We start from the raw sequence: 11,688 nt of genomic DNA, 5'->3' as shown, positions 1-11,688 counted from the left end.
ACATATCGGCTATTTTTATAACAAACACCCTTTATTTTTATGTTTAAACTTGCAATTCATTTTCAAACAGGTATAGTTAGCGCCCTCTAACGCGGGGTGGAGCAGCTTGGTAGCTCGTCGGGCTCATAACCCGAAGGTCGTCGGTTCAAATCCGGCCCCCGCAACCAGATTCAAAAAGAAAGGCATTCGTTTTTACGAATGCCTTTTTTCTTATCACCTAAACCGATTTCTTTTGTAATGCGTCTAACAGTTTCTGATGGATGCCACCAAAGCTGCCGTTCGACATCACCAAAATATGATCCGTTGGTTTGGCTTCAGCTGCAATGAGATGAACAAAGTCATCCAAATTATCGCTATCATACGCCGGCTGAGTTAAATGCACAGCGATTTCCGCCACTTTCCACGGAATAGTGTCCGGTTGGAATAAAAATACCGCATCCGCTTTTTCTAATGCCGGTGCGATGTCCTCTTTATGTACGCCCATTTTCATCGTGTTAGAACGTGGCTCTAACACAGCGAAAATACGCTCATGTGGTCCGACTTTATCGCGAAGTGCGGTCAACGTAGCTTGTATTTCTGTTGGATGATGGGCGAAATCATCGTAAACCGTCACGCCCTGAACATTGCCCTTCACTTCCAAACGGCGTTTTGCGTTAATAAATGTCCCTAGTGCGGCACAAGCATTTTCAATACTGACGCCCGCATGATGCGCCGCCGCAATCGCCATTAAGCCGTTACGCATATTGTGCTCACCCACGATGCTCCAATGTACTTCAGCCACTTTTTCACCGTTATGGAACACGGCAAATTCAGTGCAATCGTGTTTAATGCGCTCCGCATACCATTCCTGATCGTGACCGACATATTGGCATTCAGACCAACAGCCCATTGATAAAGTTTGTTGCACGCTTTCTTCGTTTGCAAAAGACAGAATTCGCCCATTGTTTGGAATGGTGCGAATCATGTGGTGGAACTGGCGTTGAATGGCTTTCAAGTCATCAAAAATATCCGCGTGATCAAAACCAATATTATTAATAATCAACGTCCGCGGGTTGTAATGCACAAATTTAGAACGCTTGTCAAAAAATGCCGTGTCATATTCATCCGCTTCAATCACGAAATACGGGCTCTTACCTAAACGCGCGGAAATCCCGAAATTGCCTGCAATACCACCGATTAAAAAGCCCGGTTGCAAACCATTTTGTTCCAAAATCCACGTCAGCATCCCGGTGGTAGTGGTTTTTCCATGGGTGCCTGACACTGCCAGAACCCAACGATCACGTAATAGATGATCATGCAACCACTGTGGCCCGGAGGTATAAGGCAGGTTATTTGCCAACATATATTCAATACAAGGATTGCCGCGTTTCATGGCATTGCCCACAATCACCATATCCGGTGCCGGTTGCAGTTGGCTTGGGTCAAAGTGCGGTATGATTTCAATGTTGTTTTCCGCAAGGAACGTGCTCATCGGCGGGTAAACGTTGGTGTCAGAGCCGGTGACGTGGTAGCCCATTTGTTTGGCGATCATGGCAATACCGCCCATAAACGTGCCGCAAATACCTAAAATATGAACATGTTTGGTTGTCATTTGGAGTCCTTATGCATTCCAATTTCTGATGTAAACGCGAAAAATGTGTTGTGAATCACAGAAATAGGAATCTTTTTAATCATCTGAAAATGAGGATGTTATAATAAGCCAAGTTACGATTTGAGTAAATTTATTCATCAAATAAGGAAAAAGTATGAAAACGTTAGGCGAATTTATTGTAGAAAAACAAGCGGAATACCCAAATGCTAAAGGGGAATTAAGTGGCATTTTGTCCTCCATTCGCTTAGTGGCAAAAGTGATTCACCGTGATATCAACAAAGCCGGCTTAACTAACAATATTATCGGTAATTCCGGTGTAGAAAATGTGCAAGGCGAAGCGCAGATGAAATTAGACTTATTCGCTCATAACACGATGAAACAGGCCCTTATGAGCCGCGAAGAAGTGGCCGGTTTTGCTTCCGAAGAAGAAGAAAATTTCATTGCCTTTGATACAGAGCGCGGTCGTAATGCAAAATACGTCATTTTAACCGACCCATTGGACGGTTCCTCCAACATTGATGTTAACGTTGCCGTCGGTACCATTTTCTCCATTTATCGCCGCATTTCACCGGTAGGTACGCCGGTCACCTTGGAAGACTTCATGCAACCGGGCAATCGCCAAGTGGCTGCAGGTTATATCGTGTATGGCTCCTCCACCATGTTGGTTTATACCACGGGGAATGGTGTAAACGGCTTTACTTACGACCCATCACTCGGTGTGTTCTGCCTATCTCATGAAAACATTCAAATTCCAAAAACCGGTAAAATTTATTCCATTAACGAAGGGCAATACCTCAAATTCCCGGTAGGCGTGAAAAAATACCTGAAATATTGCCAAGAAGAAGATAAAGAAACTCAACGTCCTTACACTTCTCGTTATATCGGTTCTTTGGTGTCTGACTTCCACCGCAACATGCTTAAAGGCGGCATCTATATTTATCCAAGTGCAACAAACTACCCCAACGGCAAATTGCGTTTACTCTATGAAGGCAACCCAATGGCATTCTTGGCAGAACAAGCCGGCGGCGTGGCAAGTGACGGTTATAATCGCATTTTGGATATTCAACCGACTGCATTACATCAACGCGTTCCACTTTTCATCGGCTCCAGAGAAATGGTGAAAAAAGCCGAACAATTAATGCGTGATTTTAAAGAGTAATCAATTAAGTGCGGTCAGAAAATAAAGCATTTCATTTAAAGAAACGTTCATAAAAAAACCTCCTCAATTCTGAGGAGGTTTTTTCTTACCTAAATAACGCATTACACCAAATACGCAAAACTCGCCCATAGCGGCAAACTGGCCGTCATAAGTAAAAGAATAAGAAGACTGTTATAAGACAACGCCCATTTTTTGAAAACATGGATTGCCAACATGGCTGCCATCACTAAATGCAATAAGAGATAAAGTAACAAAGCAAATTCGTTGGTAAAAACCACCGCACTTTGTTGAGAAAGCATGAATAAATTCGCTAACACAAAAAGCGCATTCAGTGTCAGGAACGCAATCGCCGCTAACATCAACAACGCAATAAATCCTTTCAGGCGGTTGCGAGAAATCACTAAAGCTAAATTCGCTAAAATAATCCCTAACAGGATTTGCGCCACGGGGTTAAATTGAATGAAGTTTGCTTCGTCAACCAGCATCAAGCCATAGCCAATGACACCCAACATTCCGATGAAACCGGCGATTTTTAATAAGAGATGACGTAATTTAACCTCAAACGGTTGCTTCCATGTAATGATAGTCATTGCCAAGCCACAAAGGCAAACCAAGTCCATGAATACATGGTGATAGCTTGTCCCTAAACTGAACAACAGCCACACCACCCAAAACAGCCCAAAATAAAGGTTTACCCGCCCTAAACGGGAACGTTGTCCATTACAAATCTCACCTTTAATAAAGGTGACAAGACAAATCAGCTGTGCCGTTAATACACCAAACGCCAAATGCGACATTGCGTTGGACGGCGGCTGCAACCAAAAGGCAAAAAGATCAATAACGAGTAACAAAAAAACGGGGAAAAAAGATAAAAGTGCGGTTAAAAATTTAGGTTGTTCTTCGGACATACGATTTCCTTGTGATAAACAAAGACAAAAATTGCCGTGCATTATGCAAGAATTCCCCAAAACGGTCAAAAGCTAGGACAAAAGTGCGGTTGAAAAACACAACGTTTTTTCAATTCTCACAAAGCAAAATAAAGTTATGATCTAAAACATGGTATTTTGCCCTTTCTCTCTCTAAAATAACGCAAAAATTCACCGCACTTTAAGGAACCTTATGCTGCTCAGCATTCTTTACATCATTGGTATCACCGCCGAAGCCATTACCGGTGCCCTTGCCGCAGGTCGAGAGAAAATGGATATTTTCGGCGTCGTTATTATTGCCAGCATGACCGCCATTGGTGGGGGCTCTGTGCGCGATGTGCTCTTAGGGCATTATCCGTTAGGTTGGGTAAAACATCCTGAATATTTTATTATCGTTGCCTCGGCTGCGGTGTTAACGGTATTTATCGCGCCTTTTATTCGCCATTTCATGCGTTATTTTCACACCATTTTCTTGGTGCTGGATGCCGTCGGACTTATTGTGTTTTCCATTATTGGTGCCCAAATCGCGTTAGATATGGGGCATGGCACGACAATTGCCGTAATTGCCGCCATTATTACCGGCGCATTCGGCGGGGTATTGCGTGATTTATTGTGTAATCGTATTCCACTCGTGTTCCAGAAAGAGCTATACGCCAGCGTGGCATTATTGGCGACCGCTATTTACATCGGTCTACAACATCTACAGGTAGATCAAAACATCGTCATTATCATTACCTTGATTGTCGGCTTTATTACCCGCTTACTGGCAATTTACTTTGAATGGGGCCTGCCGATTTTTGATTATCAGGAACAAGATATTTCAACACATCATAAAGACGACAAATTACCGCAAAAAACGAAATAGGAGAAAAGATGTCCGTCAATTTAATTGAAATGGGAAAACAGGCGAAAGAGGCTGCTTTCGTACTTTCCCAACTTTCCCAACGCGAAAAAAATCAAGCCTTAGCGTTTATCGCCGAGCAATTAGAACAAGAACAAGCTCGTATTTTAGCCGCCAATGCGCAAGACATCGAAAGTGCTAAACAAAACGGTTTATCCGATGCCATTATTGATCGTTTATTGTTAACGCCTGAGCGTTTACAGGGTATAGCTAATGACGTGCGCCATGTGATTTCTTTGACGGATCCTGTTGGGCAACTTATTGACGGCGGTGTGTTAGATAGCGGTGTCAAAATTGAACGTGTTCGCGTGCCTTTAGGGGTTATCGGTACGATCTACGAAGCGCGTCCGAATGTGACGATTGATGTGGCAAGTCTCTGCTTAAAAACCGGCAACGCCGTCATTCTACGCGGCGGCAAAGAAACACAACATTCTAATAAAATCTTGGTGGACGTGGTGCAAACCGCCTTAGCGCGTGCCGGCTTACCTAAAGCGGCGGTTCAAGCCATTACTGATCCCGATCGTGCGCTGGTCATGGAATTACTGAAATTAGACCAATATGTGGACATGATCATCCCTCGTGGTGGTGGAGCATTGCATCAATTAGCAAAAGAACATTCCACCATTCCGGTGATTGTCGGCGGTATCGGCGTTTGCCATATGTTCATTGAGGAAACCGCCGATTTGGAAAAAGCCCTGCCGGTGATTTTCAATGCAAAAACACAGCGTCCGAGCACCTGTAACACTTTGGAAACGCTGTTGGTACAACGCAGCATTGCAAATGACTTTTTACCTAAACTGGCAGAAACGTTGAAAGAGAAAAACGTAAAATTACACGCAGATCCAACCGCACTTTTCTTGTTGCAAAAAGCCGGTGCCAATGTGGCGCCATTGGTGGAAGATGAACTGAAACAAGAATGGCTGTCATTGGATTTAAATGTAGTTGTCGTCGAAGATTTAGCACAAGCCATCGCCCATATTCGTCAATATGGCAGTCAACACTCCGACAGTATTTTGACCTCTTCGCAAAAGCAGGCGCAGCAATTTATCGCGCAAGTAGATTCGGCGGCGGTTTATGTCAATGCCAGCACCCGTTTTACTGACGGCGGACAATTTGGTTTAGGCGCAGAAGTAGCGGTAAGCACACAAAAATTACACGCCCGCGGCCCCATGGGATTAGAGGCACTCACCACCTATAAATGGGTGTGCGTAGGCGATTATTCGATCCGTTCTTAAAAAAGAGAGTATTTTTTAAATATTATTTAAAAATTAAAATTAATTGTTTGACAAAACTCCGGTAAATCAGTATTTGTAGAGTAAACACACAAATCATACTTATTTATCGGAGTTTTTTTATGTCTCATCTTTCCGTCGCTAAATTCGGTGGCACCAGCGTCGCCAACTACCCTGCCATGCAATCTTGTGCCAACATCGTGATTGCTGATCCCAATACTCGCGTTGTTGTTCTCTCTGCTTCTGCCGGTATCACCAACTTATTGGTCGCCTTAGCAAACGGTTGTGAAGAACCGGAACGCAATAAATTGCTGAATGAAGTGCGTCAAATTCAAGAAAACATTTTGACAGAATTAAAAGACGACAGTCGCGTGCGTCCAAAAATCGAAGCCTTATTAGCCAATATCACCTCATTGGCGGAAGCCGCAAATTTAGCCACCTCCTTGGCATTAACCGATGAATTAATCAGCCACGGTGAAATGATGTCTTCCTTGATTTTTGTGGAAGTGTTGCGTGAATTACAAATTGAAGCCACTTGGTTGGATGTGCGTACTATTGTTGTCACAAACAGCCATTTCGGCAAAGCCGCACCAAATGATGAACAAACCCGTCAAAACTGCAATAACGTATTGAAACCGTTAATCGAGCGCGGTGAATTAGTCATTACCCAAGGTTTTATCGGGCGTGATGAACAAGGTAAAACGACCACCTTAGGACGTGGCGGTAGCGACTATTCTGCGGCGCTATTAGCGGAAGTATTAAACGCACAAGATGTGTTGATTTGGACCGATGTTGCCGGCATTTACACCACCGATCCTCGCATCGTGTCAAACGCACAACGCATTGATACCATGAGTTTTTCCGAAGCGGCGGAAATGGCAACCTTCGGTGCGAAAGTGTTGCACCCGGCAACCTTACTCCCTGCGGTGCGTAGCAATATCCCGGTCTATGTCGGTTCCAGCAAAGCGCCACAAGACGGCGGCACTTGGGTGACCCGCAATCCGCAACCTCGCCCGACGTTCCGTGCAATCGCCCTACGTCGTGACCAAACCTTGCTCACACTCTCCAGCTTAAATATGCTGTATGCACAAGGTTTCTTAGCGAATATTTTCACGATTTTAGCCAAACACAAAATCTCAGTAGACACCATCACAACATCAGAAGTTAGCGTTGCCTTAACCTTGGATAAAATGGGTTCAGCCGCTTCCGGTAACAGCTTACTCTCTCAGGAATTAATCGAAGAATTAAGCCAATTCTGCACGGTGAAAGTGGATACCGGCTTGTCTTTGGTCGCCTTAATCGGCAATGAACTCCACACGGCCTCCGGTGTCGCCAAACGTATTTTTGAAACATTGGATGCGTACAACATTCGCATGATCAGTTACGGCGCCAGCACCAACAATATTTGCTTGTTGGCAGACAGCGATAAAGCCGATGAGATTGTTCGTTTGCTACATAAGGCATTATTTGAATAAGAAAAACATTTGAAAAAAAGACCGCCCTTTTAAGTATCAATAAAAACTTAAAGTGCGGTCTTTTTTTAGGAATTTTTTTACAACAATTAGAACGGTAACAAATTTCAGACACAAAAAAAGCCGCTTTCGCGACTGTTTCTTATTGTTATTTTCTCTACCATAAAATGGTGCCCGAGGCCAGACTTGAACTGGCACGCCTCGAAAGGCGAGGGATTTTAAATCCCTTGTGTCTACCGATTCCACCACTCGGGCTGAGTGATTTACTAACTGCGTTGGATGGTTATGGAGGCGTGTCCCGGAGTCGAACCGAGCTACATGGATTTGCAATCCAGTGCATAACCGCTTTGCTAACACGCCGTTAGTTTGGAGCGGGAAACGAGGCTCGAACTCGCGACCCCGACCTTGGCAAGGTCGTGCTCTACCAACTGAGCTATTCCCGCATCTGCTGTTAGTGCGCTGCATTTTACTGACTTCTCTAAAACTGTCAACAAACAATTTCAGAAATCAGTGAGTTTGTTGAAAAAAACTGCAAAATATTAAAATTTAACGGCATTTCATTTTAATTTTTGCAATCAAGGTATTAGAAAATCTCCTTTTATCAAAAAGAACTTTATGCCAAAATGAAATCCGCTTTTTCTTAAAGTGCGGTGCAAAATTTTTTTATTTTCTCGGAGAGATTTATGACGCAAAAATATGCAATTGATACCTTATTAGCCCAAGCAGGAAATCGCACTGACGAGCGCACTGGTGCTGTTTCTACGCCAATTTTTCTTTCTACTGCTTACGGCCATCACGGCATTGGTGAAAGCACGGGATTTGACTATACCCGAACCAAAAATCCAACGCGTGCCGTACTCGAAGAAACCATCGCTCAGTTAGAAAAAGGTGAACGCGGATTTGCCTGCTCTTCCGGCATGGCGGCTATTCAATTATTGATGTCGTTATTTACCGCACCGGATGAATGGATTGTTTCCAGTGATGTCTATGGCGGTACTTATCGCTTATTGGATTTTTGCTATAAAAACACCCACGGTGTTAAACCGGTTTATGTGAACACTGCTTCCGTACAAGCTATTGAAGCCGCAATTACCCCGAATACAAAAGCGATTTTTATTGAAACCCCCTCCAATCCATTAATGGAAGAATGCGATGTGGATGCCATTGCACAGGTTGCCAAACGCCACAATTTATTACTGATCGTTGATAATACATTTTTAACACCGGTATTGTTCCGCCCAATGGAGCATGGTGCGGATATTGTGGTTCACAGCGGCACAAAATACCTTGCAGGACATAATGATGTTTTAGTCGGTTTAATCGTAGCCAAAGGAAAAGAACTTTGCGATCGACTGTTTTATATTCAGAACGGTGCCGGCCCTGTGTTATCACCGTTTGACTCTTGGCTAACCATTCGTGGTATGAAAACCTTGGCTCTGCGCATGCAACGTCATCAAGAAAATGCGACCGCCGTTGCCGACTTTTTACGTCAACAGCCACAAGTAAAAGATGTGTTGTACCCAAACAAAGGCGGCATGTTGTCTTTCCGCTTGCAAAATGAAACCTGGGTAAATACGTTCTTAAAAGCAATTAAACTCATCACCTTTGCCGAAAGCCTTGGTGGCACAGAAAGTTTCATCACCTATCCGGCAACCCAAACACACATGGATATTCCGGAAGCAGAGCGCATTACACGTGGGATCACGAATGATCTGTTACGTTTTTCCGTTGGCTTAGAAAATATAGAAGATATCAAAGCAGATTTAACACAGGCATTCGCACAATTTAAATAAACTTAACGTATTGGGAGGGCAAAATGAAAGTTGCAGTATATAGTACAAAAAGTTACGACCGAAAATATTTAGAGTTAATTAACGCTAAGTATGGTTTAGAGTTGGAATTTTACGATTTTATGCTCAGTGAACGCACAGCCAAAATGGCGGAACACTGTGAAGCCGTATGTATTTTCGTGAATGATGACGGCAGCCGAAAAGTGTTGGAAAAACTCTCCGCACTTGGGGTAAAAATTATTGCTTTACGTTGCGCCGGATTTAACAACGTAGACTTAAAAGCCGCACAAGAACTTGGCTTAACGGTCGTTCGCGTGCCGGCATATTCCCCGGAAGCCGTGGCAGAACATACTGTTGGGTTGATGATGACATTAAATCGCCGTATTCACCGTGCCTATCAACGCACACGTGAGGCGAATTTTTCTTTAGAGGGACTGATCGGCTTTAATATGCATGGGCGAACCGTCGGCGTGGTCGGCACAGGGAAAATCGGCCTTGCCGTCATTCGCATTCTCAAAGGTTTTGGCATGCAGATTTTAGCCTACGATCCGTTTAAAAATCCGCTAGCAGAAGAGTTAGGCGCGGAATATGTCACCTTGGATGAACTTTATCATCGCGCTCATGTGATTACATTACATTGCCCGGCGACACCGGAAAACTACCATTTACTCAACCGTGATGCCTTTGCCAAAATGAAAGATGGCGTGATGATCATCAACACCAGTCGTGGCACGCTCATTGATACGCAAGCGGCCATTGATGCGTTAAAACAACGTAAAATCGGCGCTTTAGGCATGGATGTTTATGAAAATGAAAGAGATTTATTCTTTGAAGATAAATCGAACGAAGTAATTCAAGATGATGTGTTCCGTCGTTTGTCTTCCTGTCACAACGTATTGTTGACCGGACACCAAGCGTTTTTAACGGAAGAAGCACTCACCAGCATTGCCGATGTCACCTTATCGAACATTTACACCATCGGCAAAGGCAAGCCTTGCGACAATGTAGTTTTGCCTTCTTAGCTTTTAGCGATTAAACTAATACATGTTATTCGCTATGCGCTATGTTATTATGCGTAAGTTTTAAATAACAATACATTAACAAATTAAGGAAAGAATATGAGTGAAGTATTACATTCCAGCGATGCGACTTTCGTTGCAGACGTATTAAATTCAGACGTGCCGGTATTATTAGATTTCTGGGCACCATGGTGTGGCCCTTGCAAAATGATTGCCCCAATCCTTGACGATTTGGCAGCCGAATTTGATGGTAAAGTGAAAATTGTGAAAATCAATATTGATGACAACCAAGCTACCCCAATGCAATTCGGTGTGCGCAGCATCCCAACATTACTCTTGTTTAAAGATGGTAAACCGGTTGCCACTCAAGTGGGTGCATTACCAAAAAATCAATTGGCTGCATTTATCAATCAAAATATTTAATTTAAACATAAAAACGCCAAGCTTTTGCTTGGCGTTTTTGTTTTCTGCCGTTTAAAGTGCGGTCGTTTTTTTCAGTATTTTCAAAATGCACGGAAAATCCACCGCACTTTACTTCATTTCACGCAACCGTTTTAAGATCCCTTTCATTTTATCATCCAACTGCGCTGTCAAACGCAACGTTTCACCACTGTGCGGATGTTCAAAACGAATAGAATACGCATGCAAGAATAAACGATTCAAGCCCAATTCTGCCATTTGTTGATCGAATACTTTGTCGCCATATTTACTATCTAAAGCAATGGGATGTCCAGCATATTGCGTATGTACGCGGATTTGATGGGTTCGCCCGGTGACCGGTGACGCTTTAACCAACGTGGCATTTAGGTAACGCTCTTCTACAGAAAAGCGGGTTTCCGACGGTTTACCTTGCTCACTGACTTTTACAATACGCTCGCCGCTCGACAGCTCATTTTTCAACAGCGGTGCCTGCACCACTTTACAGTGTGATTGCCACTGACCACGCACCAGTGCCAAATAATCCTTTTGGATCGTTTTTTCACGCAACTGCTCATGTAAATAACGTAAAGCAGAACGCTTTTTCGCTACCAATAAAATCCCCGAGGTGTCACGATCCAAGCGGTGAACCAATTCCAAGAAACGGGCTTCCGGACGGAGTGCTCGTAGTGCTTCAATCACACCGAAATCAAGCCCGCTACCACCATGCACAGCAATACCGGAAGGCTTATTAAGTACCAATAAGTAATTGTCTTCAAAAATAATGTGTTGTTCTAATTGGGCGACTTTGGTGAGTTTATGAGAAACGGTGTCCTGTGCTTTTTCTGCCACACGCACAGGCGGAATTCGTACCACATCCTCGGCTTGTAATTTATATTCCGGCTTGCTTCTGCCTTTATTCACCCGCACTTCGCCTTTGCGTACAATGCGATAAATCAGGCTTTTAGGCACCCCTTTTAAGCGCGCGAGGAGAAAATTATCCAATCGCTGACCGGCTTCATCATCGCTTATAGTAAGAAATTGCACGTTCGGGTTAACTACTTTTTCATTCATCTTGTGTTTATTACGATCTTTTACAGAAAAATTGTCGAGCATCATAGCATATTGCACGGCGAGTTTGAATGTTGCAAAGAATAGTCACAAAAGGCTGAAACGCCTTG

The 11,688-nt window shown here is 43.6% G+C and carries 10 protein-coding genes and 4 tRNA genes; 8 read left to right on the top strand and 6 right to left on the bottom strand.

The features are described from left to right. Nucleotides 1–90 precede the first annotated feature (90 nt). Nucleotides 91–167: transfer RNA gene (locus tag LQ983_RS07895), tRNA-Met, on the top strand. A 50-nt stretch (nucleotides 168–217) separates the two neighbouring features. On the opposite strand, the gene mpl is transcribed toward LQ983_RS07895, so the two are convergent. Beyond that, nucleotides 218–1,591, bottom strand: a complete 1,374-nt coding sequence (gene mpl, locus LQ983_RS07890; RefSeq protein WP_230622272.1) for a UDP-N-acetylmuramate:L-alanyl-gamma-D-glutamyl-meso-diaminopimelate ligase — start codon at nucleotides 1,589–1,591, stop codon at nucleotides 218–220. 154 nt (nucleotides 1,592–1,745) lie between these two features. On the opposite strand from mpl, the gene fbp reads away from it, so the two are divergent. Further along, the gene (gene fbp, locus LQ983_RS07885; protein ID WP_006719080.1) at nucleotides 1,746–2,750 is read left to right on the top strand and encodes a class 1 fructose-bisphosphatase; all 1,005 of its coding nucleotides are present in this window, start codon (nucleotides 1,746–1,748) and stop codon (nucleotides 2,748–2,750) included. Between the two features lie 101 nt (nucleotides 2,751–2,851). Here the strand turns inward: fbp and LQ983_RS07880 are convergent, their stop codons facing one another. After that, the gene (locus LQ983_RS07880) at nucleotides 2,852–3,658 is read right to left on the bottom strand and encodes a hypothetical protein (protein ID WP_230622271.1); all 807 of its coding nucleotides are present in this window, start codon (nucleotides 3,656–3,658) and stop codon (nucleotides 2,852–2,854) included. Nucleotides 3,659–3,869: 211 nt separating this feature from the next. Between LQ983_RS07880 and LQ983_RS07875 the strand changes: the two genes are divergently transcribed. The 3 genes from LQ983_RS07875 (at nucleotide 3,870) to lysC (ending at nucleotide 7,284) form a co-directional block, all read left to right on the top strand. Continuing rightward, a complete protein-coding gene (locus LQ983_RS07875) occupies nucleotides 3,870–4,541 on the top strand; it encodes a trimeric intracellular cation channel family protein (protein ID WP_212509876.1) in 672 nt (223 codons plus the stop codon). 8 nt (nucleotides 4,542–4,549) lie between these two features. Next, nucleotides 4,550–5,812: a glutamate-5-semialdehyde dehydrogenase gene (gene proA / locus LQ983_RS07870; RefSeq protein WP_230622270.1), complete on the top strand. Its 1,263-nt coding sequence runs from the start codon at nucleotides 4,550–4,552 to the stop codon at nucleotides 5,810–5,812. Between the two features lie 119 nt (nucleotides 5,813–5,931). Continuing rightward, nucleotides 5,932–7,284: a lysine-sensitive aspartokinase 3 gene (gene lysC / locus LQ983_RS07865; RefSeq protein WP_230622269.1), complete on the top strand. Its 1,353-nt coding sequence runs from the start codon at nucleotides 5,932–5,934 to the stop codon at nucleotides 7,282–7,284. A 165-nt stretch (nucleotides 7,285–7,449) separates the two neighbouring features. Here the strand turns inward: lysC and LQ983_RS07860 are convergent. From LQ983_RS07860 to LQ983_RS07850, 3 genes are all read right to left on the bottom strand, one after another. Further along, a tRNA-Leu gene (locus LQ983_RS07860) sits at nucleotides 7,450–7,536 on the bottom strand. Between the two features lie 31 nt (nucleotides 7,537–7,567). Beyond that, nucleotides 7,568–7,641, bottom strand: a tRNA-Cys gene (locus tag LQ983_RS07855). A gap of 7 nt (nucleotides 7,642–7,648) precedes the next feature. Beyond that, nucleotides 7,649–7,724: transfer RNA gene (locus LQ983_RS07850), tRNA-Gly, on the bottom strand. Nucleotides 7,725–7,964: 240 nt separating this feature from the next. Here LQ983_RS07850 and LQ983_RS07845 point away from each other — a divergent pair. The 3 genes from LQ983_RS07845 (at nucleotide 7,965) to trxA (ending at nucleotide 10,513) form a co-directional block, all read left to right on the top strand. Further along, nucleotides 7,965–9,074: a methionine biosynthesis PLP-dependent protein gene (locus LQ983_RS07845; protein WP_230622268.1), complete on the top strand. Its 1,110-nt coding sequence runs from the start codon at nucleotides 7,965–7,967 to the stop codon at nucleotides 9,072–9,074. A 23-nt stretch (nucleotides 9,075–9,097) separates the two neighbouring features. Continuing rightward, nucleotides 9,098–10,093 carry a 2-hydroxyacid dehydrogenase gene (locus tag LQ983_RS07840; protein ID WP_230622267.1) on the top strand — a complete coding sequence of 332 codons (996 nt, stop codon included), beginning with the start codon at nucleotides 9,098–9,100 and terminating at the stop codon, nucleotides 10,091–10,093. A 96-nt stretch (nucleotides 10,094–10,189) separates the two neighbouring features. After that, the gene (gene trxA / locus LQ983_RS07835; protein WP_006719089.1) at nucleotides 10,190–10,513 is read left to right on the top strand and encodes a thioredoxin; all 324 of its coding nucleotides are present in this window, start codon (nucleotides 10,190–10,192) and stop codon (nucleotides 10,511–10,513) included. Between the two features lie 108 nt (nucleotides 10,514–10,621). Here trxA and rluC read toward each other — a convergent pair whose 3' ends face one another. Continuing rightward, on the bottom strand, nucleotides 10,622–11,581 hold the full coding sequence (gene rluC, locus LQ983_RS07830) for a 23S rRNA pseudouridine(955/2504/2580) synthase RluC (RefSeq protein ID WP_230622266.1): 960 nt from the start codon (nucleotides 11,579–11,581) through the stop codon (nucleotides 10,622–10,624). Nucleotides 11,582–11,688 lie beyond the last annotated feature (107 nt).

This window comes from Aggregatibacter sp. Marseille-P9115 (assembly GCF_920939465.1).
GTDB classification, from domain to species: domain Bacteria; phylum Pseudomonadota; class Gammaproteobacteria; order Enterobacterales; family Pasteurellaceae; genus Aggregatibacter; species Aggregatibacter segnis_B.
The sequence above is the reverse complement of the archived record's forward strand: the minus strand, read 5'-3'. Positions and strand labels throughout refer to the sequence as shown.